Annotated in this window: 19 protein-coding genes; 10 read left to right on the top strand and 9 right to left on the bottom strand. The window is 71.5% G+C overall.

The genetic code is table 11. From position 1 onward, the window contains the following. Positions 1–96 precede the first annotated feature (96 nt). From EAO75_RS26080 to EAO75_RS26070, 3 genes are all read left to right on the top strand, one after another. On the top strand, positions 97–738 hold the full coding sequence (locus EAO75_RS26080; protein ID WP_147998076.1) for a DedA family protein: 642 nt from the start codon (positions 97–99) through the stop codon (positions 736–738). A 255-nt stretch (positions 739–993) separates the two neighbouring features. Next, positions 994–6213: a family 43 glycosylhydrolase gene (locus EAO75_RS26075; protein ID WP_147997452.1), complete on the top strand. Its 5220-nt coding sequence runs from the start codon at positions 994–996 to the stop codon at positions 6211–6213. Positions 6214–6334: 121 nt separating this feature from the next. Continuing rightward, on the top strand, positions 6335–7561 hold the full coding sequence (locus EAO75_RS26070) for a cytochrome P450 (RefSeq protein WP_147997451.1): 1227 nt from the start codon (positions 6335–6337) through the stop codon (positions 7559–7561). Between the two features lie 28 nt (positions 7562–7589). Here the strand turns inward: EAO75_RS26070 and EAO75_RS26065 are convergent, their stop codons facing one another. Next, positions 7590–10784: an ATP-binding protein gene (locus EAO75_RS26065; RefSeq protein WP_147997450.1), complete on the bottom strand. Its 3195-nt coding sequence runs from the start codon at positions 10782–10784 to the stop codon at positions 7590–7592. A gap of 88 nt (positions 10785–10872) precedes the next feature. Here EAO75_RS26065 and EAO75_RS26060 point away from each other — a divergent pair, with 88 nt between their 5' ends. After that, on the top strand, positions 10873–11232 hold the full coding sequence (locus EAO75_RS26060) for a DUF779 domain-containing protein (RefSeq protein WP_147997449.1): 360 nt from the start codon (positions 10873–10875) through the stop codon (positions 11230–11232). A 75-nt stretch (positions 11233–11307) separates the two neighbouring features. Then, a complete protein-coding gene (locus EAO75_RS26055; protein WP_147997448.1) occupies positions 11308–12543 on the top strand; it encodes a phosphodiester glycosidase family protein in 1236 nt (411 codons plus the stop codon). Between the two features lie 3 nt (positions 12544–12546). On the opposite strand, the gene EAO75_RS26050 is transcribed toward EAO75_RS26055, so the two are convergent. The 6 genes from EAO75_RS26050 to EAO75_RS26025 form a co-directional block, all read right to left on the bottom strand. Beyond that, positions 12547–12741 carry a hypothetical protein gene (locus EAO75_RS26050; RefSeq protein WP_147997447.1) on the bottom strand — a complete coding sequence of 65 codons (195 nt, stop codon included), beginning with the start codon at positions 12739–12741 and terminating at the stop codon, positions 12547–12549. A 126-nt stretch (positions 12742–12867) separates the two neighbouring features. Beyond that, the gene (locus EAO75_RS26045; protein ID WP_147997446.1) at positions 12868–13731 is read right to left on the bottom strand and encodes a phosphatidylinositol-specific phospholipase C/glycerophosphodiester phosphodiesterase family protein; all 864 of its coding nucleotides are present in this window, start codon (positions 13729–13731) and stop codon (positions 12868–12870) included. Between the two features lie 186 nt (positions 13732–13917). Beyond that, a complete protein-coding gene (locus EAO75_RS26040; protein WP_147997445.1) occupies positions 13918–14994 on the bottom strand; it encodes an acyl-CoA dehydrogenase family protein in 1077 nt (358 codons plus the stop codon). Then, positions 14991–16175, bottom strand: a complete 1185-nt coding sequence (locus EAO75_RS26035) for an acyl-CoA dehydrogenase family protein (RefSeq protein WP_147997444.1) — start codon at positions 16173–16175, stop codon at positions 14991–14993. Before EAO75_RS26035 ends, EAO75_RS26040 begins: the two co-directional genes overlap by 4 nt. After that, positions 16172–17149 carry an NADPH:quinone oxidoreductase family protein gene (locus EAO75_RS26030; protein WP_147997443.1) on the bottom strand — a complete coding sequence of 326 codons (978 nt, stop codon included), beginning with the start codon at positions 17147–17149 and terminating at the stop codon, positions 16172–16174. The genes EAO75_RS26035 and EAO75_RS26030 overlap by 4 nt, the downstream gene beginning before the upstream one ends. Positions 17150–17238: 89 nt before the next feature. Beyond that, positions 17239–17820, bottom strand: a complete 582-nt coding sequence (locus tag EAO75_RS26025) for a helix-turn-helix domain-containing protein (RefSeq protein ID WP_147997442.1) — start codon at positions 17818–17820, stop codon at positions 17239–17241. Positions 17821–17898: 78 nt separating this feature from the next. On the opposite strand from EAO75_RS26025, the gene EAO75_RS26020 reads away from it, so the two are divergent. The 5 genes from EAO75_RS26020 to EAO75_RS26000 all read left to right on the top strand — a co-directional run bounded on the left by EAO75_RS26020 (position 17899) and on the right by EAO75_RS26000 (position 22685). Continuing rightward, the gene (locus tag EAO75_RS26020; RefSeq protein WP_147997441.1) at positions 17899–18834 is read left to right on the top strand and encodes an NAD(P)/FAD-dependent oxidoreductase; all 936 of its coding nucleotides are present in this window, start codon (positions 17899–17901) and stop codon (positions 18832–18834) included. 100 nt (positions 18835–18934) lie between these two features. Next, positions 18935–20473: an ATP-dependent DNA ligase gene (locus EAO75_RS26015; protein WP_147997440.1), complete on the top strand. Its 1539-nt coding sequence runs from the start codon at positions 18935–18937 to the stop codon at positions 20471–20473. Next, positions 20470–20952, top strand: a complete 483-nt coding sequence (locus EAO75_RS26010) for an NUDIX domain-containing protein (RefSeq protein WP_147997439.1) — start codon at positions 20470–20472, stop codon at positions 20950–20952. Before EAO75_RS26015 ends, EAO75_RS26010 begins: the two co-directional genes overlap by 4 nt. Before the next feature lie 76 nt (positions 20953–21028). Then, complete coding sequence (locus EAO75_RS26005) at positions 21029–22423, top strand: NADP-dependent succinic semialdehyde dehydrogenase (RefSeq protein WP_147997438.1); 1395 nt, start codon at positions 21029–21031, stop codon at positions 22421–22423. A gap of 25 nt (positions 22424–22448) precedes the next feature. Next, positions 22449–22685, top strand: coding sequence for a DUF6213 family protein (locus EAO75_RS26000; RefSeq protein ID WP_126389501.1), 237 nt, complete (start codon positions 22449–22451; stop codon positions 22683–22685). A gap of 6 nt (positions 22686–22691) precedes the next feature. Here the strand turns inward: EAO75_RS26000 and EAO75_RS25995 are convergent, their stop codons facing one another. Both EAO75_RS25995 and EAO75_RS25990 read right to left on the bottom strand, forming a co-directional pair. After that, positions 22692–23306: a transcriptional regulator gene (locus tag EAO75_RS25995; RefSeq protein ID WP_147997437.1), complete on the bottom strand. Its 615-nt coding sequence runs from the start codon at positions 23304–23306 to the stop codon at positions 22692–22694. A 35-nt stretch (positions 23307–23341) separates the two neighbouring features. Continuing rightward, positions 23342–24571: an acyl-CoA dehydrogenase family protein gene (locus tag EAO75_RS25990; RefSeq protein WP_147997436.1), complete on the bottom strand. Its 1230-nt coding sequence runs from the start codon at positions 24569–24571 to the stop codon at positions 23342–23344. Positions 24572–24634 lie beyond the last annotated feature (63 nt).

Here is a 24634-nt window from a genome sequence, read left to right as displayed (position 1 = left end):
CCGCGTCGCCGCGCCCGGCGGGACAGGCGCCCGCGCCACCCGCACGGGATGCTGGAGGGGAGGGCGCGGGACGAGGACGGCCGGGAGGTGAGGGCGGTGATCGCCGTCAACCCGATGGACAGCGACGCGGTGCTGGCGACCTTCGGCGCCCTCGGTGTCCTCGTGGTGATCTTCGCGGAGTCGGGCCTGCTCGTGGTCGGCTTCTTCCTGCCCGGCGACACGCTGCTCTTCCCGGCGGGCGTGCTGTGCGCGGCGACCGCCGACCAGGCTGCACGGCTCGTGCTGTGGCAGGTGCTGCTGTGCGCTGCCGTCGGCGCGGTGGTGGGAGCCCAGGTCGGGTTCCTCCTGGGCAGACACGGCGGGCGGGCGCTGCTGGCCCGCACCTCCAAACGACGCGTGCGGGAGGCAGCGACCCGCGCGGAGAAGCTGCTGGCTCACTACGGCTACGGAAAGGCCCTGGTGATCGGCCGCTTCGTCCCGATGGTCCGCACCGTGCTGCACCCGGCGGCCGGCGCGCTCGGCGTGCCCACGCGGACCTTCACCGTCTGGCAGATCGTGGGCGGTCTGCTCTGGTCGCAGACTCTGGTGCTGGCCGGGTACACGCTCGGGGCGTACGTCCCCGGCATCGACGACTATCTGCTGCCGCTGGTGGCCCTGGTCGTCGTACTGTCCCTGCTGCCGCTGCTCCCCGTGCTGACCGAGGCCCGCCGGTCGAGGCGGGACCGCGGAAGCCCGTGACGGAGACTCACGAGAACAACGCGTCGAGGACCTCGCCGCTGATCTTCGTGCAGATGGCGCGGATCCGGCGTCAGCCCCCCGCACCCAAGGAAGTTGAGGATCCGAAATCTTCTCGTTCGACCTGTCGGACATCGTTCGAAAACCCTTGACGCTGTGCCACACCCCGTTTGACACTCTCGCAACACGACGTCACACAGCCGAAACGGCAGGGTGCCCATGGCCGAGGCCCCGCCATGCCTCAGCAGGGAACTCGACATGCCGTACATCGCACGCGTCCGTGTCCGAGCCAGACGTCCGGCGGGCCGACTCGCCGGACTGACCGTCGCGTCGCTGTTGCTGGGACTCGCCGCACCCGCCCTTCCCGCGCAGGCCGCCGATGTCACCGAAGCCGCCGACGCGGCGCAGGTCACCGACGGTCTCGCCCTCTGGTACAAACTCGACGCCGCCTCCGGCAGCACCGTCCCCGACGCCTCGGGCCACGGCCGCGACACGACCGTGAGCGGCACCGCCGACTGGTCGGGCGCCGGGCAGGGGCTCGCCTTCAACGGCTCCGACACCTACCTCAAGGTGCCGAACGACGTGATGAAGGGCATGGACTCGATCTCCGTCTCGCTGGACGTGAAGGTCGACTCCGCCCAGAGCACGCCGTACTTCATCTACGGCTTCGGCAACTCCAGCGGCGGCAACGGCAACGGCTACCTCTTCACCACCGGAAACTCCCTGCGGACGTCCATCGCGAGCGGCAACTGGTCGACCGAGCAGACCACCAGGCCCGCCGACTCCCACAACCTGACCCGCTCGGTCTGGAAGCACCTCACCTACACCCAGACCGCCGCGACGGGCGTGCTCTACGAGGACGGCGTCGAGGTCGGGCGCAACTCGGCCGTGACGATCACCCCCGGCTCCATCGGGTCCGGCACGACCACCGCCAACTACATAGGCAAGTCCGTCTACTCCGGCGACAAGCTCTTCAAGGGCCGCATCCGCGACTTCCGGGTCTACGACCGCGCGCTCGCCGCCTCCGAGGTCGAGCAACTCGCCCTCCCCGTCGCCACGCAGGGCGTCGCCGACGACAAGGCCGCGCTGAGCCTCGGCGACACCAGCGCGGTCGTCGCCGACCTGGACCTGCCGAGGACCGGCACGGCCGGCGGCTCCGCGATCACCTGGGCCGCCGGCAACCCCGCGGTGGTCTCCGACTCCGGCAAGGTGACCCGCCCCGCCGCCGGTGAACCAGCCGCCCACGCCACGCTCACAGCGACCATGAAGAAGGGCACCGTGACCGACGCCTTGACCTTCGACATCACGGTGCTCCCGGACTTCGACGACCGAACGGCGACCGAACAGGCCGCCCAGGATCTCACCGTGCACAACCTGGACGACGTCCGCGGCAACCTCACGCTCCCCGCGAGCGGCGCGTACGGCACCGACGTCACCTGGTCCTCCGCGAAGCCGGACGTCCTCAGCTCCGACGGCCTCGTCCACCGCCCCGCGCACGGCGACGGCGCGACCACCGTCGAACTGACCGCCACCGTCACCAAGGGCACGGCGAGCACGACTCGCGCCTTCACCGCCAAGGTGCCCGAACTGCCGAAGACCGAGGCCCTCAAGGGCTACATGTTCAGCTACTTCACCGGTGAGGGCACCGCCGACGGCGAGCAGCTCTACGCCGCCCTCAGCAAGGGCAACGACCCGCTGCACTGGCGGGAGTTGAACGACGGCAAGCCGGTCCTGACCTCCACGCTCGGCGAGAAGGGCCTGCGAGACCCGTTCATCATCCGCTCCCCCGAGGGCGACAAGTTCTACCAGATCGCCACCGACCTCAGGATCTACGGCAACGGCGACTGGGACGCCGCCCAGCGCACCGGCAGCAGGTCGATCATGGTGTGGGAATCCACCGACCTCGTCCACTGGACGGACCAGCGGCTGGTCGAGGTCTCCCCGGACAGCGCGGGCAACACCTGGGCGCCGGAGGCGTTCTACGACGCCCGGCGCGGTGAGTACGTCGTCTTCTGGGCGTCGAAGCTGTACGACAACGAGGCGCACTCCGGCGACACGTACAACCGCATGATGTACGCGACGACCCGCGACTTCCACACCTTCAGCGAGCCCAAGGTCTGGATCGACCGCGGCTACTCGGTCATCGACTCCACGGTGATCCAGCACGACGGCACGTACTTCCGCCTCTCCAAGGACGAGCGCAACAACTCCTCCTCCACCCCCAACAGCAAGTTCATCTTCGAGGAGAAGAGCGACTCGCTCCTCAGCCCGTCCTGGGACGCCATCGCCGAGGGCATCGGCAAGGGTGCGATGAACGCGGCCGAGGGACCGTTGGTGTTCAAGTCGAACACCGAGGACAAGTGGTACGCGTTCCTGGACGAGTTCGGCGGCCGCGGCTACATCCCCTTCGAGACGACCGACCTCGCCTCCGGCACCTGGACCCCGTCCACCGGCTACGACCTCCCGGCCAAGCCCCGCCACGGCACGGTGCTCCCGGTCACCCGGGCCGAGTACGACCGCCTGCTGCGCGCCTACCAGCCGGACCAGCTGGTGGAGGGCGTCGAGGACGTCTCCGTGACGACCGGCATCGGGCAGACCCCCGTCCTGCCGGCCACCGTGATCGCCACGTACGCCGACGGCGTGACGCGTCCGGTCGCCGTGACCTGGGAGGACGTCCCGGAGTCGCAGTACGCGCAGGCCGGCACCTTCACCGTGACCGGCAGCCTGCCCGACGGCGCCGCGCTGCCGGTCCGGGCCGAGGTCACCGTGTCGCAGGACGGCCCGGACGTCCCCGCCGATCTGCTTCTGCACTACGACTTCGACGAGACGGGCGGCAGCGTCGCCCGCGACGCCAGCGGCCACGGCCACCACGGCACCTACGTCCGTACGCCCGACTTCGGCACCGGTGTGGAGGGCGGCTCGTTCAGGATGTCCGGCGACTCCGCATCGTCCCCGTACGTGAAGATCCCGAACGGCGTGCTGAAGAACGCCGACAGCGTGACCGTCTCGACGTACGCCAAGTGGAAGGGCGGCAGCAACTTCCAGTGGCTGTTCGGGCTCGGGCCCGACAGCGACAAGTACCTGTTCGCGACCCCCTCCAACGGCGGTTCCAGCCTGTACTCCGCGATCACGAAGGCGAGTTGGTCGGCGGAGTCGAAGCTGACGGCCGGCTCGCAGCTCACGCCCGGCGAGTGGCGGCACGTCACCGTCACCCTCGACGGCTCGACCGGGGCCATGATCCTCTACGTCGACGGCATCGAGGCGGCCCGTACGACCACCGCCGTCGAACCGTCCGAACTGTACGACGCGAACAAGGACTACAGCGGCTACATCGGCAGGTCCCTGTACGCCGCCGACCCGTACTTCGGCGGCGAGGTCGACGACTTCCGCGTCTACGACCGGGCCCTCACCGCTGCCGAGATCATGGAGCTCAGCGGCAACACCGCGGGCATCGCCAGGGCGACGCACCCGGCGCTGAAGGTCGACGCGCTCGTCGACAACGCGGGCAGCCGGATCACGCTGCCGATGAAGGAGGGCACCGATCTCACGGCCCTCGCCCCGGAGTTCACCCTCGCCCACGGCGCGGCGATCACCCCGGCCTCCGGCAGCATGGAGGACTTCAGCAAGCCGGTGACGTACGAGGTGACGGGCTCCGACGGAGCGAAGCGGACCTGGACGGTCTCGGCGCTGGTCATGAAGAGCCCGGTGCTGCCGGGGCTCAACGCCGACCCGAACATCGTCCGCTTCGGCGACACCTTCTACCTGTACCCGACGACCGACGGCTTCGAGGGCTGGAGCGGCACGCGGTTCAAGGCGTACTCCTCCACCGACCTCGTCCACTGGACGGACCACGGCGTCATCCTCGACCTGGGCCCGGACGTCTCCTGGGCGGACAGCAGGGCCTGGGCCCCGACGATCGCCGAGAAGGACGGGAAGTACTACTTCTACTTCTGTGCCGACGCCAACATCGGCGTCGCGGTGTCCGACTCGCCGACCGGCCCGTTCCAGGACGCGCTGGACAAGCCGCTGCTCAAGGCCGGCGACTTCAGCGGCCAGATGATCGACCCGGCGGTGTTCACGGACGACGACGGACAGTCGTATCTCTACTGGGGCAACGGCCACGCCTACGTCGCGCCCCTGAACGCCGACATGACGTCCATCGACACCTCCAAGGTCGAGGACATCACCCCCGGCGGCTACAACGAGGGCACCTTCGTCATCAAGCGTGACGGCACCTACTACTTCATGTGGTCGGAGAACGACACCCGCGACGAGAACTACCGCGTCGCCTACGCCACCGGTCCCTCGCCGACCGGCCCCTGGACCAAGCACGGCGTGATCCTGGAGAAGGACCTCTCGCTCGGCATCAAAGGCCCCGGCCACCACTCGGTGGTCCATGTCCCGAACACCGACGACTGGTACATCGCCTACCACCGGTTCGCGCTCCCCGGCGGCGACGGCACCCACCGCGAAACGACCGTCGACAAGCTGGAGTTCGACTCCGACGGGCTCATCGAGAAGGTCGTACCCACCCTCACGAGCATCGATCCGGTCACCGTCGTCCACGCCGGGCCGGACTCCGAAGGCCGCGAAGGCGACCGGATCGCGCTGAACGGCACCCTGTCCGGTGCGGGGAGCCCCCAGTGGGCCGCCGAGGAGGGCGCACCCTGCTCCGTCGCCGACGCCGGGGCGGCAAGGACCACCCTGACCTGCACGGACGACGGCACCTACACGGTCACCCTGTCCGGGGGCCGCGGCAGTGACTCGGCCACCGTCGAAGTCACCAACGCGGCTCCGGCGATCACGTCCGCGACCGGGCCCGCATCCCCGGTGCCGGTCGGCAAGCGCGTGATGGTCACGGCCGAGTTCACCGACCCCGGCAGCGGCGACACCCAGACCTGCCGGGTCGACTGGAAGGACGGCACCGCGCCGACGGACGGCACGGTGAGCGGCACCACCTGCCGGGCCGGGCACACCTACACCGGGGCCGGGATCCACCGCCCGGTGGTCACGGTCGAGGACGACGACGGCGCCTCGGACAGCACCACCCTCCCCGAGCTGGTCGTCTACGACCGCGCGGCGGGCCCGGCGCTCGGCACCGGCGTCATCGCTTCCCCGGCCGGCGCCTACCCGGCCGGGCCGGACCTGACCGGCAGGGCCGCGTTCTCCTTCGCCGCCACCTATGCGAAGGGGGCCACGGTCCCCACCGGAAGGGCCGAACTCGACTTCGGCCGGGCCGGGTTGACGTTCCGCTCCACCGGCTCCGACTGGCTCGTGGTCAGCGGATCCCGGGCCGTCTACCAGGGCACCGGCAAGGTGAACGGCAACGGTGGGTACGGCTTCCGGGTCACCGCGACCGACGCCCCGGACACCTTCCGTATCCGGATCTGGCAGAAGTCCACCGGTGACGTCGTCTACGACAACCTCACCGGCGCACGGGCCACGGGCTTCGTCACCGTGGGCGGCAGCCGGCGCTAGGAGCGTTCCTGGGGGGGTTCCAGTCGGCCGCCCCCTCTGAAACCGTCCTGAAACCGCACCGAAGGCGGCCTCCCGCACGCTCCTGGTGACACGAACTCCCGGAGCCAGAGAGGCACACGCCATGAACGCCACCCCCCTCCACCTGACCCCCGAGCTCGTCGGGGACCCCGTTCGCGGTTACGCCGACCTGCGCTCGCGCACCGACCTCGGGCACGCGGTCCTGCCGGGTCTGGACACGCCTGTGCGGCTGGTCACCCGCTACGAGGACGCGCGGGCCGCACTCACCGAGCCGCGCCTGATCCGGGACCGCTCCGCCGTCCCCGGCGGCTCCGGGATGCCGGACCCGCAGGCCGAGCTGCTGGCCCAGGGCTTCGAGGGCTTCCCGGAGGAGTACGTCCCGTATCTGTCCGGGCACCTGGCGCTGTTCGACGGCGACGAGCACACCCGGCGCCGGGGCCCCCTCACCCGCGCCTTCACCGCCCGCCGCGTGTCCGCGCTGCGCCCCTTCGTGGAGAAGACCGCCCGTGAGCTCGTCGCCGGCCTCGCCGGTCGTGAACGGACCGATCTGCTGGGCGACTTCGCCTACCCGCTGAGCACGGCCGTGATCTGTGAGCTGGTCGGTGTCGACGCCGCCGACCAGGACCGGGTCTGCGAGTGGATCCGGGACTTCGCGTACGGCGACGGCAGCCGGATCGCCGAAGGGCTGGCCGGCATCGTGGAGTACAGCAAGGACCTGGTGGCCCGCCGCCGCGCCGAGCCCACCGACGACCTGGTCTCGGCACTGCTGGCCGACGGAGGGATGAGCGACGACGAGATCGTCACCGTCTTCTTCCTGCTCATCAACACCGGCATCACCCCGCCCGCCCTGTTCCTCGCCCACGGCGTGCTCGCCCTGCTCGACCACCCCGAGCAGCTTCAGCGGCTGCACGACGAGCCGGAGCTGCTCGCCCGCGCGGTGCCCGAACTCCTGCGGTACGTCACGCTGGTACGCATCGGCGCCACCCTGTACGCCGCCGAGGACTTCGAGTTCGCCGGTTCACCGCTGAAGAAGGGCGAGGCCGTGACGGTCGCGCTGTTCGGCGCCAACCACGACCCGGCCGCGTTCGAGGCGCCCGAACGACTCGACATCACAAGGGAGTTCGGGCGCGGGGACGGTCATCTCGCCTTCGGGCACGGCCCGCACTACTGCATCGGCGCGGCGCTTGGCCGGGTCGTGACGGGCGTCGTGTTCGACGAGCTGTTCGTGCGGCGAACGGCGCCGGCCCTGGCGGTGGACCGGGCCGACGTCGCGTTCGGGCACTGGCCCGGCGACGGCTTCCACCTGCTGAGCCTGCCGGTGCGGTTCTGACCGTGCCTGCGGGGAGCCGGGACGTCACTCAGCCGGTCCGCTCCCGCAGCAGCCCGAACGCGGCCTCGCGCAGAGCGCCCGGGTCCAGGGCGGCGTACTCGGAAACCGCGTCCGCGTATGCCGCCCGATCGGCGTTCTCGGCGTCCTCCCGGGCGCGGACGGAGGACATCGTCGGCTGGAAGTTGCGCAGACACAGGAAGCGCTCGGCCAGCGCGATCAGCCGCACTCCGTGAGCGGGATCTCCGTTCGCGAGGCGGGCGGTGCCGAGCGCGAGCAGCAGAGCGCCCTGGACGGGGAGGTCCGCCGTCGTGGGGTGCGCGGCGGTCGGGGACCGGGTCAGCAGGGTCGTCAGGCGCTCGGGGAGCGCGGCGACGATGGGTGCCACGAGGTCGGTGCGGCCGTGCCGGGCGTGGGCCGTGACGGCGACGGCCTGCAGCTCCAACCGCCAGCCCTCCAGCAGGGGTTCGCCTCCGACGACGGGGCTCGCTGCCCGTTCCATCCGTGCGATCGCCCGGCGCCACAGGCCGAGGCCGGTCTCGGTGTCGCCCCTGGCGAGCGCGATCTCGGCGCGGGCGCCCAGGTCGGGGGCGAAGGCGTCCGGTGTCATGCCCTCGGGCTGGTGCCTCAGGGCGTGTTCCAGCCAGTGCTCGGCCGCGTCGAGGTCGCCGGTCTGGAGGTGGGCGAGCATCAGCCCCCAGCTCAGTCCGACCGGGTCCTGCCCCTCGCCGAAGCGCTCCAGCTCCCGCATCGCGCTCGTCATGGGGCCGATCGCCTCGGCGCCGCGCTCCATGCCCAGGCACAGCTCACCGATCCGGGACTGCGGCCAGTACCGCAGCAGCGGAATGTCCCGGTCCGCGAAGGCGTCGAGCATCCGGCGGGCGGCGTCGAGGGCCCGGTCCGGGTCGTGCTCGCCCTCCCACACGTAGCTCGCCACGCAGTTGGCGACGCCCGCGAGCAGGGGCGCGTCGCTGTCACAGAGCGCCTCCAGGGTCCCCCGGTCACCGGACGCGAGCACCTCCGGCAGCGCGCACAGCACCGTCGACGCGGCCCGCACCAGGCTGTCGGGCGGCGCGGCAGGCAGCCGGCGCAGGCCGGCCAGCGGGCGCATGGCACCGGCTCCGAGACCGAGGAAGAGGGTGGCGGTCATCAGGGCGAGGGCCGTGCGGGTCGGCTCGACGTATGCGGGGGCGGGCCGGTGGCGGGCGAGCAGCGGGGCGGTGTCGTCGGCCAGGACCATCAGCCGGGCGTAGTTGGCCTCGGTGGTCCACAGGGCGCACAGTACGGCGGCCACGGCGGCGACCGTGTCGGCGTCGTCGCGGGCGAGCGCGAGCCGCAGCGCCTGGACCAGGTTGTCCTGCTCGGCGCGGATCAGCTGCCAGGACGCGACCGGGTCGGGTCCGAACGGCGCGTCGTGGTGGGTGGCCCCGAACTCCCGCGCCCACCCGATGAACCGGTCCGCGACGACGCCCTGCTCCCCGGCCTGCTCCCGATGCGCTGCGGCGAACTCCCGTACGGTCTCCAGCATCCGGAAGCGGGTGCCGTGCGCGGTGTCGGTGACCTTGATCAGGGACTGGTCGACGAGGTCTTCCAGCACATCCAGAACGTCCGGCACATCCAGAACATTCGGTGCGTCCGGTGCGTCCGGGACTTCCCGACCGGCGACGAGGTGTCCGGCGGCCTCGGCCGTGAAGCCGCCGGGAAAGACCGACAGGGCGCGCAGGGCCGCCCGGCCCTCGGGTTCGAGCAGGTTCCAGCTCCAGTCGACGACGGCGTGCAGGGTGCGGTGCCTGCGTGGCGCGTCCCGCGGTCCGCCGCGCAGCAGGGCGAACCGGTCCTGGAGGCGGCGCGCGATCTCGGCGACCGACATCACGCGCACCCGGGCGGCGGCGAGCTCGGTCGCGAGCGGCAGCCCGTCGAGTCGGCGGCACAGGTCGGCCACGGCGTCGGCGGGCAGTTCGACGTCGGGGCGGGCGGCACGGGCGCGCTGCTCGAACAGCTCGACGGTGGTGCGCGGGTCCAGCTCGGGCAGCGGGTGGACGGCCTCGGAGGACAGTCCGAGCGGGGCGCGGCTGGTGGTGAGGACGCTGACGTTCCTGGTCATGGACACCAGCGCCCGCACCAGGTCGGCGACGCCGGGGACGACCTGCTCGCAGTTGTCCAGGACGAGCAGCGCCGGCCCGGGGCCTAGGGCGCCGACGATGCCGGCGAGCGGCCCGGCGTCGCCCGCCGCGCCGCGCGGGCTCTCCCCGGCGCCGAGCGCGGAGGCGACCTCGGCCGCCACGTCGGCGTCCCGGCCGACCCCCGCGAGCGGCACCAGGTGCACGACCCGGTGCTCGGCCTCCCGCGCGACGGCGCCGGCGAGGCGCGTCTTGCCGAGCCCGCCGGGCCCGACGATCGAGGTGACCCGGGAGCTGTGGATCAGCCGGGTCACGGCGGCGATGTCGGCCTCCCGCCCGAGCAGCGGGTTCGGCTCGTGCGGCACCCCGCGCCGCACGACGGGCGCCTGCCCGCGCAGCAGTTCCTGGTGCAGTTCCTGGAGGGCGGGACCGGGGTCCGTGCCGAGCTCGTCACGCAGGCGGCGCCGATAGGTGTCGTACGCCGCCAGCGCGGCGGCCGCACCGGCTGTGGCCGCCTGACAGCGCATCAGCTCAAGCAGCGGCTCCTCGTCCAGCGGGTGGGCGGCCACCAGCTCGCCGAGCGGCCCCACCGCATCCTCCCGCCGCCCGGAGCGGGCCAGCGAGAGCGCCCGCTGCCGGGTCAACGCGCGGTGCGCGGCGGCGAGTTCGAGGCGCAGCGCGGCCACGGGGTCGTCGAGGTGGCCCTCGTGCGCTTCCCCGGCGTCCCACAGGGCGAGCCCCGCCTCGGCCTCGGCGACCGCGCCGTGGTGGTCGCCGGCCCGCGCCTTCTCGATGGTCTCGGTGACGTGCAGCTGGACGGCCCAGGCGTCGACCTGGTCCTCGCGCAGGGCGATGCGATAGCCGGTGGGGGTACTCGCGATGGTCTCGCCGCCCAGCAGGGACCTGGCCCGGGAGACCAGGATCTGCAGGGCCTTCGTCGGGTTCTCCGGCTGCTCGTCCGGCCACAGCCCGGCCACCAGCCGTCCCGTGCCGCATCCCGCCCGCGGCTCCCCGGCCAGCAGCGCGAGCAGGCCGCGCAGCCGGGGCGCGGTGATCTCCCTTCCCCGGTGGGAGACGGAGGTCAGCAGCGTCAACTCGATCGTCACCCGTGCAGGTTAATCAGAACGGGTGGTGAGAGGGGTGGCCGCAGGGCTGCAACCCTCTCGCAACGTTCCTCGTGCTGCCCTTGCTGCCATGTATGAGGAGACCCCGCGCGTCGAACTCACCCCCGCGGCCGCCGACCTGTTGCGCCGTCTGCGCGCGACGCACGGCCCGCTGATGTTCCACCAGTCCGGCGGCTGCTGCGACGGCAGCGCGCCGATGTGCTACCCGGAGGGCGAGTTCCGCACGGGCAACTCGGACATCCTGCTGGCGGAGCTGCACGTCGAGGGGGTGACGGAGCCCGTGACGTTCTGGATGTCGCGCAGTCAGTACGAGGCGTGGAGCCACACCCGGCTGATCGTCGACGTGGTCGAGGGGCGGGGCAGCGGCTTCTCTCTGGAGGCACCCGAGGGGGTGCGTTTCCTCACCCGTTCTCGCGTCGTCGGCACCTAGCAACCCCATTGGTCATCGCCGTCTGGTGCACTTCCCCCGAGTCCTGGGACATTTGACGAGACCTCAGGGGGAATCGTGACGCTCCGTCAGAGACGATTCGTATCAGCGAGAGCGGCCCTCACGCTGCTCACGGCACTCGGCGCGCTGGCCGGTGTGGCCCTGTCGGGGGCGGCACCGGCCGGCGCCGCGCAGGGCACTCCGATCGCGCCGGGTGTCACCTACGACGAGTTCGACATCGCGGCGGCGAAGGGCACGGCACACGCCCATGTGCTCACCGTCGACCTGCGCGATCCGCGCGTACGTCTCGATCTGCTGTACCCGGGAACGGCGGCGGCGCGGGCCACCGTCTCCCAGCAGGCCACCGCACAGGGCGCGGTGGCGGGCGTGAACGGCGACTTCTTCAACATCAGCGAGACCCAGCACCCCGGCGTCGAGGCGACCGGCGCGAGCGTGGGACCGGTGATCGCGCGCAGCCGGGCATTGAAGGCGGCGGTCCCGAACGGCCAGCGCTTCGGCCCCGCACTGCCGCCCGGCACGAGTACCGAGGACGTGTTCGGCGTGGGCGTGGACCGCCGGGCCCGGCTGGACGACCTGAGCCTCGACGGCTCGATCCGCACTCCCGAGGGCCGCCTTCCGCTCGGCGGGCTCAACCAGTACGCGCTGCCGGTGGGCACCATCGGCGCGTTCACCTCCAAGTGGGGCAGCGTCTCCCGGGTGCGCGCGACCTGCGGCACGGACACGGACCGGGCGGCTCCGTGCAGCACGGACACCTATGAGGTGACGGTCCGGGGCGGGAAGGTCGTGTCGAGCGCCGACACCCCCGGCAGTGGCCCGATCGCCGCGGGCACCACCGTCCTGGTGGGCCGGGAGGCGGGCGCACAGCAGCTGCGGAAGTTCTTCGCGGGCGAGCCGGTGACGGTGCGGCACCGGCTGGTGGCGTCGTCGTCCCGGATCCCGTACCGCTTCGCCCTCGGCGGCTATCCGGTCCTCGACGAGGGGCAGCCGCTGCCCGGCCTGGACAACCGGGCCTCGGCGGTGCGGACCGCCGTGGGCGTCGCGGACCGCGGCCGGCGCCTGGTGCTGCTCGCGCTGGACGGCGCGCCCGAGTACCGCACCGGCCTGACCATCGCGGAGGTCGCCTCCGTGATGCGGGACCTGGGTTCGGTCGACGCCTTCAGCCTGGACGGCGGCGGCTCCTCGACGCTGGTCGCGCGGGAGCCGGGAGCGGCGACGGTGTCCGTGCGCAACCACCCGTCCGACGGCAGGGAACGCCAAGTACCCAACGGCATCGGAGTCTTCTCGACCCCCTGACGGTCACGGTCTGAGGCTGCTCACGATCTCCGCCGTGGCCGTCAGACCGCTGCTGATGGTGGGCGCCATGCTCGTGCTGGCCAGGTAGAAGCCGAGCAGCAGACACACCAGCGCGTGGGTGACCTTCAGCCCGCCGTTGCGTACGAAGATCACCGCCAGGACGAACAGCAGCAACACCACAGAGATGGAAATGGCCATCGTCTAGCTCCTCCGCCACGCCGCCTTGCCCGGTTCAGGGCGTTCGGCCGCAAGTGTGGCGTAGCGGAGGGTTCGTCCGGGCGGCTGACCTGTACTCCGAACGAGTGGTGTGTCCGCTGGGCGCGGCTAGACCGTCCGGTGGGCGTCGAGGAACGCCTCCAGACCGGCGAGATCATCGGTGTTGAGGAAGTCGACGTCGGCGGCGAGCAGCTCGCCCCACAGTGCGTCCCGCGCGGGGCCCGCCACGTCCGGGGTGGCCCAGAACCGCACCTTCTGCCCACGGGAGTGCGCCGCCTGGACGATGGTCCGCAGCTTCTGCCGCTCGGCGTCCGGGAAGGCGCCCACGCCGAGCCAGGTGAAGTTGAGCGTCCAGTTGTCGCTGATCAGCGGGACGAAGGAGGCGGGCGCGGAGGTGCCGAGGTCGGCGAGGCGGCCGTCGTAGAAGGCGCGGCGGACCTTCTGGGCCTCCATCGGCGCACGGGCGGCACGGTCGCCGGAGATCACGGCGGTCACCGGGCCCGCGTGCACCCGGCCGTGGGCGTACGTCGTGAACAGGTGCTTGTAGCGCCCCAGGTGCTTGTCGAGTTCGAGGTAGGTCGAGGAGCCCTCGGTCTTGATGTCGATGAGCAGCTGGACCGGCTTGCGGTAGCCGCGGTGGACGGAACCGTGGTTGGCCTTCACGCGTGCGGCCAGCGGGTCGAGGTAGAGCGACTCCAGGGTGCGGCGGGGGTCGAGGTCCTCGGGGTCGTGGGCGACCAGGAGTTGGTCGCCGACCAGGTAGATGTCGGCTTCGAGGCTGCCGAAGCGGTGGTCGAGGGCGTCGAGGAGCGGACGCGGGTGCTCGTAGTCGTTGTGCGCGTGCGCCCGCCACAACGGGCGCTTGCCGTGCTTGCTCTGGCCTGCCAGCGCCTGGGTGGCGGGCAGGGCGACCGCGCCCGCGAGGGCGGCGCCGAGGGTGGTGAGGGCTCTGCGACGGGTGGTGAGGGCCATGCTCTGCCTCCCTGATAGGGCCGGATGGAACCGCTGCGAGTATGCGATTCCGAACGGCCCGAACAGCAGTGCCTGGGCAGGGAGTTGGCTGGACCGCCGTCCCTCGTTCACTTCCTCCGTTGAGCGCACACGAAAAAGCCCGCCCCAGGTGGGGCGGGCTTTTCGCGGGCTTCGCTCAGGTGTACGTCAGGGAGCGGCGAGGTCGACGAGTTCGGCCAGTGCCTCGCGGTGTGCGCCCGCGGTGCCGTAGGCGATCGAATCGGCCTTGGCCCGCTTCAGATACAGATGCGCCGGGTGCTCCCAGGTCATCCCGAGACCGCCGTGCAGCTGGACGGCCTCCTCGGCGGCGTGCACGGCGACCTGCGCCGCGTAGGCCTGGGCGACCGCGACCGCCACCTCGACGTCCTCGCCGGTCGCGAGCGCGTCGGCGGCGCCCCGGGCGGCCGCACGCAGGTTGACGACCTCCAGCCAGAGCTGGGCGAGCCGGTGCTTGAGCGCCTGGAAGCCGCCGACGGGCCGGTTGAACTGCTTGCGTTCCTTCAGATAGCGGACCGTCTCGGTCAACGTCCACTCGGCGAGCCCGAATTGCTCGGAGGCGAGCAGTCCGGCCCCCGCGCGCAGGGCGCGCAGCACGGCGGGCTCGGCGTCCCCCAGCAGCCGGCCGGGCGCACCGTCCAGGGCGACCTTCGCGACGGGCCGCGTCAGGTCCAGGGACGCCTGCGCGGTGACGGTCACGGCGTCGGCCTCCACGGCGTACAACCCGCCGTCGTCCGCGGGCACGAGCAGCACATCGGCGACGACCGCGTCCGCGATGCCGGTCAACTCCCCGTGCAGGGCGCCGTCCTGATGCCGTACGACCTTGTAGGCGCCGCCGGGAACAACGTTCAGCGCGACGGCGAGGGCGCCGATGCGCCGGCCGGACGCCAGCTCGGACAGCAGGCCGTCTTCGGCCTCGCAGGCCAGCAGCGCCTCCGTGGCGACCACGGCACTCGTCAGATACGGCAGAGGAGCGACCGCGCGGCCCAACTCCTCCAGCACCACGGCGACTTCGCGGTGTGTGGCGCCCTGGCCGCCCTTGTCCTCGGGGACCAGGAGCCCGGCCAGGCCCATGCCGTCGGCGAGCGCCTTCCACGCCTCCAGGTCGTGCGGGGTGTCCGACTCGGTGCGCGCGATGACTCCGGGCGCGTCGCAGTGGTCGGTGAGCAGGTCCCGTACGGCGGCCCGCAGCGCCTCTTCCTCCTCCGTGTACAACAAGTCGCTCATCGGGCCAGGTCCTTCCATGCGACGTCCTTGTCGGTGCGCGGCTCGGCGGGCAGGCCCAGGACGCGCTCGGCGACGATGTTCAGCAGGACCTCGCTGGTCCCGCCCTCGATGCTGTTGCCCTTGGAGCGCAGGTAGCGGTAGCCGGCGTCGCGGCCGGTGAAGTCCACGAGCTCCGGGCGGCGCATGGTCCAGTCGTCGTACAACAGGCCCTCCTCGCCGCGCAGTTCGACCTCCAGGCCGCTGATCTCCTGGTTGAGCCGGGCGAAGGCGAGCTTCATGCCGGCGCCCTCGGGGCCCGGCTGGCCGGCGACGAGCTGCTGGCGCAGCCGCTCGGCGGTGAGACGGGAGACCTCGGACTCCACCCACAGCTTCAGCAGCCGCTGGTGCAGATCGTGGGTGCGCAGCTCGGGGCGCTCGCGCCAGGTCTTGGCGACCGGGCCGATCATGCCGCCCTCGCGGGGCAGCCGCATGCCGCCGATGGCGACGCGTTCGTTGTTCAGGGTGGTCTGCGCGACCTTCCAGCCGTCGCCGATCTCGCCGAGGCGCCGGGAGTCCGGGATGCGGACGTCGGTCAGGAAGACCTCGTTGAACTCGGCCTCACCGGTGATCTGGCGCAGCGGCCGCACCTCGACGCCGGGGTCGGTCATGTCGCACAGGAAGTAGGTGATGCCGGCGTGCTTGGGCACGTCCGGGTCGGTGCGGGCGATGAGGATGGCCCAGCGGGCGATGTGGGCGCTGGACGTCCACACCTTCTGCCCGTTGACGACCCAGTCGTCGCCCTCCCTGACGGCACGCGTGCCGAGCGCGGCGAGGTCGGATCCGGCACCGGGCTCGCTGAAGAGCTGGCACCAGACCTCCTCGCCGGTCCACAGGGGCCGCAGGTAGCGCTGCTTCTGCTCCTCGGTGCCGTACTTGAGGATCGTCGGCGCGGCCATGCCCAGGCCGATGCCGATGCGCCGCGGCTCGTTGTCGGGGGCGCCCGCGACCTCCAGCTCGGCGTCGACGACGGCCTGGAGCGAGCGCGGCACGCCGAGTCCGCCGAGGCCCTCGGGGTAGTGCACCCACGCGAGGCCGGCGTCGAAGCGGGCGCGCAGGAAGTCCAGGCGGTCGGTGCCGGCCGGCGGGTGAGCGGTCAGCAACTCGCCTGTGCGGCGCCGGAGTTCGGCTGCGTCGATCGTCATACGGCGGCTCCGTTCTCCAGCGACGGGACCACGGCGATACGGCCGGTGGTGACGCCGTCGGCGACCTTCTGGACGGCGGCCGCGGCCCCGCCCAGCGGCACCCGCTCGCTCACCAGCGGCTTGATCGCGCCCCGGGCGGCCAGCTCGGTGAGCTGCTCGTGGCAGTGCTGGATCAGCTTCGGGTTCTTGGTGTTGTACAGGCCCCAGTGCAGGCCCAGGATCGAGTAGTTCTTCACCAGGGCGTGGTTGAGCGCCGGGCTGGGGATGGTGCCGCTGGCGAAGCCGACGACCACGATCCGGCCCTCGAAGGCGACGACCTTCGCGGACTGGGCGTAGGCCTCACCGCCGACGGGGTCGTAGATGACGTCGGCGCCCCGGCCGCCGGTGGCCTCCTTCACGGCGCCGATCACGTCCTCGGCGCGCCGGTCGATGACGACGTCGCAGCCCAGGTCCCTGGCCACGGCCGCCTTGTCGGCGCCGCCCACGACACCGATGACCCGCGCCCCGGCCGCCTTCCCGAGCTGCACGGCCGCGCTGCCGACCCCTCCTGCGGCAGCGTGGACCAGCAGCGTCTCCCCGGCTTCAAGACCGGCCCGGCGGTGCAGCCCGAACCAGCCCGTCTGGTAGCCGATGTGCAGGGCGGCCGCCTCGGCGTCGTCCAGCGCCTCGGGCGCGGGCAGGAGAGCGGCGGCGTCCGCGACGGCGTACTCGGCGAAGCCGCCGTGCGGCAGCGCGGGGTTGGCGAGGACACGGCGCCCGTCCTCGGTCTCGCCGCAGATCTCCACGCCCGGCGTGAACGGCAGCGGCGGCCGGACCTGGTAGTGGCCCCGGCACATCAGCGCGTCCGGGAAGTTGATGTTCGCGGCGCGCACCTTCAGCAGGACCTGGCCGTCACCGGGCGTGGGCGTCTCGACGTCCTCGAGGCGCATCACCTCGCCCGGCTCGCCGTTCTCGTGCACTTGCCATGCCTGCATGCGGGGCCTCCACGGGGGACTGCTTCGTCTGACCGGGGTCGGTTCGCATACTAAGCGGTCGCTTGCCGATCAGGGAACAGTCAGATGCGTCACGACTTCTTGGGTCGCGCCCGCACATGCATCCGCTCCCCCTGCGGCCCGAACAGACTGAGGAACTCCACCGGCCCCTCCCCCGTCGACCCGAACCAGTGCGGCACCCGCGTGTCGAACTCGACGGCCTCCCCCGCGGTCAGCACGATGTCGTGATCGCCCAGGACCATCCTCAGCCTCCCCGCCATCACGTACAGCCACTCATAGCCCTCATGGGTCCGCGGCTCCGGCTCGACACTCTCCTGCGGCACCAGGACCTTGAAGGCCTGAAGACCACCGGGCTGCCGGGTCAGGGGCCAGTACGTACGCCCGTGCCGCCTGATCGGCTCCGACCGCACCCGGGGATCGCGCACCGCGGGCGCGGCCACCAGTTCGTCCAGCGCCACCTCGTGCGCTCGCGCGATCGGCAGCAGCAGTTCGAGACTGGGCTTGCGCAGCCCCGACTCCAGTCTGGAGAGCGTGCTCACCGAGATGCCGGTCGCCTCGGACAGACCGGCCAGCGTCGCACCCCGCTCCTTGCGGATCCGTCGCAGCCGTGGACCGACCTCCGCGAGCACGGAGTCCATGTCGTCGTCACTCATGAAGTCCATTGCAGTTTCGGCAAACACGTTTGTCAATGCGGTAGTGGCCGCGCGACTGTCGCGGTGGAGGTGGTCACCATGACCGAGAAGAACACCGGCTCGTACGAAGTGATCGTCATCGGCGGCGGCCCGGCAGGCCTGTCCGCCGCCCTCGTCCTGGGCCGCGCCCGACGCCGCACGCTGGTCGTAGACGCCGGCGAGCCGCGCAATGCGCCCGCCGCCCATATGCAGGGCTATCTGTCCCGGGACGGCATGCCGCCCGCCGAGCTGCTGGCCGTCGGACGGGAGGAGATCGCGCGCTACGGCGTCGAGCTGGTCAGGGACCGCGCGGTGGACGTCTCGCGGGGTACGGACTTTGCCGTCGCGCTGGCGAGTGGACGGCACGTGCACGCCCGGCGGCTCGTCATCGCCACCGGCCTCAAGGACGAGCTGCCGGAGGTCCCCGGCGTCGCCGAGCGCTTCGGCAGGGATGTGCTGCACTGCCCGTACTGCCACGGCTGGGAGGTCCGCGACCAGGCCTTCGGCGTGCTGGCGACCACCGCGCTGAGCGTGCACCAGGCGCTCATGGTGTCGCAGTGGTCGAAGGACGTGACCTTCTTCCTGCACGAGGTCGCCGAGCCGGACCTCTCCGACGACGACCTGCGCAGGCTCGCGGCGGCCGGGGTGAAGGTGGTTCCGGGTGCGGTGGCCGGGCTGGTCATCGAGGACGACCGGCTCACTGGCGTACGCCTGGCGGACGGGACGGTGCACGCACGCGAGGTCGTGTTCACCGCACCCCGCGCGGTACCGCAGATCGGCCTCCTGCAGAAGCTCGACGCCGACTTCCAGGAGACCCCCTTCGGCGCGTACCCCGTGGTTGACCCGACCGGACTCACCTCCGTACCGGGCGTCTGGGCGGTCGGCAACGCGATGGGCTTCTCGGAGCAGGTCATCAACGCGGCGGCAGGCGGCTACCGAGCAGGAGCCTTCATCAACGGAGAGCTGCTCATGGCGGACCTCGACGCGACCCCCTAGGGGCGCGGGGCTGTATCGATGTGCGGCGAAGCACCCGCAGATGAAACACAACCCATTCGTCGGAGTGTAAACCGGCGGAGCGCGTCGCACCATGGCTTGCATGCTGCTGACCCGGCTGGCCCAGGTGTCCCAGGAGGTCGCCGCGACCTCGGCGCGGTCCCGGAAGACCGCTCTGCTGGCGGAGCTCTTCCGGGACGCCGAGGCGGACGACGCCCCGATCGTCATCCCCTATCTGGCGGGCCGCCTGCCCCAGGGCCGGCTCGGCATCGGCTGGAAGGTGCTGAGCCGGCCGGTCCCGCCGGCCGCCGAGCCGACCCTCACCGTGCGCGAGGTGGACGCCCGGCTCACCGAACTCGGCAAGGTGTCCGGAACCGGCTCGCAGTCCGAACGGGCGCGCCTGGTGGGCGAGTTGATGGGTGCGGCCACCGAGGACGAGCAGCGCTTCCTGTTCGGGTTGATCACCGGCGAGGTCAGGCAGGGCGCGCTGGACGCCGTGGCGGTGGAGGGCCTGGCCCAGGCGACCGGGGCGCCGCCGGCGGACGTACGGCGGGCGGTGATGCTCGCGGGCTCCCTCCAGGACGTCGCCCGGGCGCTCCTCGCGGACGGACCGGAGTCGCTGGCCCGCTTCCGGCTCACCGTGGGCCGCCCGGTCCTGCCGATGCTGGCGCACACCGCCACCTCGGTGTCCGAGGCGGTCGACAAGCTGGGCGCGTGCGCGGTCGAGGAGAAGCTTGACGGCATCCGCGTCCAGGTCCACCGCGAGGGCGACACGGTACGGCTGTACACCCGCACCCTCGACGACATCACCGACCGACTGCCCGAACTGACCGCCGCCGCCCTGGAACTGAGAGGGGAGCGCTTCATCCTGGACGGCGAGGTCATCGCCTTCGACGCCGCGGGCCGCCCCCGCTCGTTCCAGGAGACGGCGGGCCGCGTCGGCTCCCGCGCGGACGTGGCGACCGCGGCCAAGGAGGTCCCCGTCTCGCCGGTCTTCTTCGACGCCCTGTCCGTCGACGGCCGGGACCTGCTCGACCTGCCGTTCACCGAACGCCACGCGGAGCTGGCCCGGCTGGTCCCCGAGCCGATGCGGGTGCGCCGCGCGCTGGTGTCCGGCCCCGGGGACCTCCCGCGGGCGGAGGCCTTCCTCGCCGAGACCCTGGAGCGCGGCCACGAGGGCGTGGTCGTCAAGGCCCTCGACGCCCCCTACAGCGCGGGCCGGCGCGGCGCCTCCTGGCTGAAGGTCAAGCCCGTCCACACCCTCGACCTGGTGGTGCTGGCCGCCGAATGGGGCCACGGCCGCCGGACCGGCAAGCTGTCCAACCTGCACCTCGGGGCGCGCACGGCGGACGGCGGTTTCGCGATGCTCGGCAAGACGTTCAAGGGCATGACGGACGCGATGCTGACCTGGCAGACCGAGCGCCTCCAGGAGCTCGCCGTTCAGAGCGACGACTGGGTGGTGACCGTACGCCCCGAGCTGGTCGTCGAGGTCGCCTACGACGGCCTGCAGCGCTCCACCCGTTACCCGGCCGGCGTAACCCTGCGCTTCGCCCGCGTGGTCCGCTACCGCGAGGACAAGCAGCCGGAGGAGGCCGACACGGTCGAGACCCTGCTCGCCGCCCACCCGGAGGTGAAGCCGTGACCCCGGCCGCCGACAAGCGCGAGAAGCGCAGCGCGGGCCTGCTGCTCTTCCGCCACACCGACGACGGCCTGGAAGTGTTGCTCGGCCATATGGGCGGACCGTTCTTCGCCAAGCGCGACGCCGGGGCGTGGACGGTCCCCAAGGGCGAGTACGACCCCGACGAGACCGCCTGGGACGCCGCTCGCCGCGAGTTCCAGGAGGAGCTGGGGCTGCCTCCGCCCGACGGGGAGGCCGTACCGCTCGGCGAGGTCAAGCAGAGCGGCGGCAAGATCGTCACGGTGTGGGCGATCGAGGCCGACCTCGACCCGGCGACGGTCGTCCCCGGCACCTTCCGGATGGAGTGGCCGCCGCGCTCGGGCCGCACCCAGGAGTTCCCGGAACTGGACCGGGTGCGCTGGCTGGCCGTCGACCGGGCGCGCCAGGTCATCGTCAAGGCCCAGGCCGCGTTTCTCGACCGGCTGGCGGAGCACTCGGCCTGAGCAGCCGTGCACGCGTTGCGGTACCCACCGCCGCGCGGGAATCTCGAAGCATCAGTCCGCTTCCAGGAGGTCGGTCATGCCCATCGCGACGGTCAACCCTGCGAACGGCGAGACGCTCAAGACGTACGAGGCCATGGGCGCCGAGGAGATCGAGCGCAGGCTCCAGCTCGCCGAGGCCACCTTCCGCACCTACCGGACGACGAGCTTCGTCGACCGCGGGCGCCTGCTGATCCAGGCCGCGAACCTCCTGGACGCCGATCAGGAGGACATCGCACGGGTGATGACCACCGAGATGGGCAAGCCCATCAAGCAGGCCCGGGCGGAGGCCGCCAAGTGCGCCAAGGCCATGCGCTGGTACGCCGAACGCGCCGAGGGGCTGCTCGCCGACGAGGAGCCCGCAGACTCCGACGTGAAGGACTCGGGGGCCTCGCGCGTACGGGTGCGCTATCGCCCGCTCGGCCCGGTCCTCGCGGTGATGCCGTGGAACTTCCCGCTCTGGCAGGTGATGCGCTTCGCGGCGCCGGCGCTGATGGCGGGCAATGTCGGCCTGCTGAAGCACGCCTCGAACGTCCCCCAGACCGCCCTCTACATCGAGGACCTGTTCCACCGCGCGGGCTACACCGAGGGCTGCTTCCAGACGCTGCTGATCGGCGCCGGGCAGGTCGACGAGGTCCTGCGCGACGAACGTGTCAGGGCGGCGACCCTGACCGGCAGCGAACCCGCGGGCCGCGCGGTCGCCTCCACCTCCGGGGAGATGATCAAGAAGACGGTGCTGGAGCTGGGCGGCAGCGACCCGTACGTCGTCATGCCGTCGGCCGACATCGACCGCGCCGCGCGGATCGCGGTGACCGCGCGGGTGCAGAACAACGGGCAGTCCTGCATCGCCGCCAAACGGTTCATCGTGCACACGGACGTCTACGACGCCTTCGCCGAACGCTTCGTCGAGGGCATGAAGGCGCTGGTGGTCGGCGACCCGATGCAGGAGGAGACGGAGGTCGGCCCGCTGTCGAGCGAGCAGGGCCGGGCGGACCTGGAGGAACTGGTCGACGACGCCACCCGCAGCGGCGCGACGGCGCTGTGCGGCGGCCACCGGCTGCGCCGGCCCGAGCTGCCCGGCTGGTACTACCCGCCCACGGTCCTCGCCGGCATCACCCGCGAAATGCGGATCCACCGGGAGGAGGCGTTCGGCCCGGTCGCCACGCTGTACCGGGCGGCGGATCTGGACGAGGCGGTACTGATCGCCAACGACTCACCCTTCGGACTGAGTTCGAACGTATGGACGCGCGACGAGGCCGAGGTCGACCGGTTCGTACACGACCTGGAGGCCGGAAGCGTGTATGTCAACGGGATGACGGCGTCGCATCCGGCGTTCCCGTTCGGCGGAGTGAAGCGGTCCGGATTCGGCCGTGAGCTGTCGGGGCACGGAATCCGCGAGTTCTGCAACATCACTACGGTTTGGCAGGGTGCGTGAGCGCTGCGCGGTTACGATCCCGGGTGTGAACCGCGAAGTTACTCTGCCGCTGATCGTCGATGACCGCGGGACCCTGCAGGTGGCTGCCGCCGATGTGAGCAAGCTGCTGCGTACGGTGGGTGGTCGGTGGCTGCACCTTGTCGAGGCCGGGGAGGACGGGCTTGATGAGGACACGGTGGCCGCGTTGACCATCGAGCTGGCGAAGCTTGCGGATCGTATTGATGTGGCCTGCATCGCGCACAGCAGCGGGACCGCGCCGTAGGGGCCCCTACGGGGTTGACCTGCGGAGCGTTGACCAGAACTGGTCCTCGTAGGACTGGAGCAATCGGGCGTACCGGCGTGCGCGTTCCTCATCCAGCCGGCCGGCATCCCGTCCCGCCCGGACCGCGGCCGTCGCCTTCTCGTCCAGCTCCGCGGAAGGTTCCGCGAAGAAGTCGAAGAAGGCGCAGGCCTCGTCCGTGAAGCCGTAGTGGCGGCGCAGGGCCTCGGCGATCGTGGCGCAATAGCCGCCCCAGGCCGCGAAGTTGGCCGTGAGGGCGAGTACGGCCTCGGCCGGTGTCGCGTTCAGGGCCAGCCAGGCCACGTACGCGGGGTAGGCCTGGCAGCCGGGCAGGGGTTCGTACGCCCGGATGCGGGCCTCGTCCACATCGCATGCCTTCGCGAAGGCACCCAGCCGCTCCCCCGCCAGCACCTCACCCTCGGCCAGCAGGGTGAAGAAGGCGGCGGATTCGGGGGCGTCCGATGCCGCGCGTTGGGCCAGATGGAGGAAGGCACGGCGGTCGGCGGGGATCACCCAGCTCTGTTCGAGGGCGAGGGCGGCCAGCGTGGTGGTGCGGTTGGCCTCGCCGCGAGCGATCAGCGGTACAAGTGGGTTGTCCGTCATCGACGTCCTCCATCACCTCGGCAAGCCCCACGGCGCTACCGAATGGGCATACCCGACAACGTACGGGCGATCACCAGCCGCTGGATCTCGCTCGTCCCCTCGAAGATCGTGTAGATCGCGCTGTCCCGGTGCATCCGTTCCACGGGGTACTCCCGCGTGTAGCCGTTGCCGCCCAGGATCTGTATCGCCTGAGCCGTGACCTTCTTCGCCGTCTCGCTCGCGAACAGCTTCGACATCGACCCCTCGGCGGCCTTGAACGGCTTGCCGTTGACCGCCATCCAGGAGGCCCGCCACACCAGCAGCCGTGCCGCGTCGACCTGCGTCGCCATCTCGGCCAGCTGGAACGCCACGCCCTGGTTGTCGATGATCGGCCGCCCGAACTGCTCACGCGTCATGGCGTAGTCCAGAGCGACTTCGTACGCGGCACGGGCCGTACCGACGGCCATCGCACCGACGGCCGGCCGCGAAGCCTCGAACGTGGCCATCGCCGCGTTCTTCACGCGCTCGCCGCCGMCCGCCCTGGCCCGCTCGCGGGCCCGCGCCAGCCGCTCGTCCAGCTTCTCCTTGCCGCCCAGCAGGCAGGAGCCCGGCACGCGCACGTTGTCCAGGACGACCTCGGCGGTGTGCGAGGCGCGGATGCCGTGCTTCTTGAACTTCTGGCCCTGGGACAGGCCCGGCGTGCTCGGCGGGATGATGAAGGACGCGTGGCCCTTGGAGCCGAGATCCGGGTCCACGACCGCGACGACCACGTGGACGTTGGCAATGCCGCCATTGGTCGCCCAGGTCTTCGTGCCGTTGATCACCCACTCGTCCTTGGCCTCGTCGTACACGGCACGCGTGCGCATCGAGGCCACGTCGGACCCGGCGTCGGGCTCGGACGAACAGAACGCGGCGAGCTTGACGTCATTGGCGTCGCCGTACATCTGCGGCACCCAGGTGCCGATCTGCTCCTCGGTGCCGTTGGCGAGGACGCCGACGGCGGCGAGACCGGTGCCGACGATCGACAGGGCGATGCCCGCGTCGCCCCAGAACAGCTCCTCCATCGCCATGGGGATGCCGAGGCCGGTCTGGTCGAAGTACTGCTGGGCGTAGAAGTCGAGTGAGTAGATGCCGACCTTGGCGGCCTCCTGGATGACCGGCCAGGGAGTCTCCTCACGCTCGTCCCATTCGGCGGCCGCGGGGCGGATCACATCGGCGGCGAAGCCGTGCAGCCAGTCCCGGACCTCCTTCTGTTCGTCGTTGAGCTCCATGGTGAACTCGGCCATGTCCCCTCCAGCGGCGGTACGTGCGTGTTACTAGCGGTAACCTTAGTTTGTTACTCGCTAGTA

It is taken from the genome of Streptomyces sp. UW30 (genome assembly GCF_008042075.1).
Taxonomy (GTDB): domain Bacteria; phylum Actinomycetota; class Actinomycetes; order Streptomycetales; family Streptomycetaceae; genus Streptomyces.
This window is presented reverse-complemented; position numbering and strand designations above follow the sequence as displayed.

Excerpts from the sequence above, each read along its gene's own strand:
- EAO75_RS26030 (WP_147997443.1), bottom strand. The coding sequence starts at position 17,149 with ATGCAGGCATGGCAAGTGCACGAGAACGGCGAGCCGGGCGAGGTGATG.
- EAO75_RS26070 (WP_147997451.1), top strand. The coding sequence starts at position 6,335 with ATGAACGCCACCCCCCTCCACCTGACCCCCGAGCTCGTCGGGGACCCC.
- EAO75_RS26035 (WP_147997444.1), bottom strand. The coding sequence starts at position 16,175 with ATGACGATCGACGCAGCCGAACTCCGGCGCCGCACAGGCGAGTTGCTG.
- EAO75_RS26020 (WP_147997441.1), top strand. The coding sequence starts at position 17,899 with ATGACCGAGAAGAACACCGGCTCGTACGAAGTGATCGTCATCGGCGGC.
- EAO75_RS26050 (WP_147997447.1), bottom strand. The coding sequence starts at position 12,741 with ATGGCCATTTCCATCTCTGTGGTGTTGCTGCTGTTCGTCCTGGCGGTG.
- EAO75_RS26025 (WP_147997442.1), bottom strand. The coding sequence starts at position 17,820 with ATGAGTGACGACGACATGGACTCCGTGCTCGCGGAGGTCGGTCCACGG.
- EAO75_RS26075 (WP_147997452.1), top strand. The coding sequence starts at position 994 with ATGCCGTACATCGCACGCGTCCGTGTCCGAGCCAGACGTCCGGCGGGC.
- EAO75_RS26040 (WP_147997445.1), bottom strand. The coding sequence starts at position 14,994 with ATGAGCGACTTGTTGTACACGGAGGAGGAAGAGGCGCTGCGGGCCGCC.
- EAO75_RS26015 (WP_147997440.1), top strand. The coding sequence starts at position 18,935 with ATGCTGCTGACCCGGCTGGCCCAGGTGTCCCAGGAGGTCGCCGCGACC.
- EAO75_RS26045 (WP_147997446.1), bottom strand. The coding sequence starts at position 13,731 with ATGGCCCTCACCACCCGTCGCAGAGCCCTCACCACCCTCGGCGCCGCC.
- EAO75_RS26060 (WP_147997449.1), top strand. The coding sequence starts at position 10,873 with ATGTATGAGGAGACCCCGCGCGTCGAACTCACCCCCGCGGCCGCCGAC.
- EAO75_RS25995 (WP_147997437.1), bottom strand. The coding sequence starts at position 23,306 with ATGACGGACAACCCACTTGTACCGCTGATCGCTCGCGGCGAGGCCAAC.
- EAO75_RS26005 (WP_147997438.1), top strand. The coding sequence starts at position 21,029 with ATGCCCATCGCGACGGTCAACCCTGCGAACGGCGAGACGCTCAAGACG.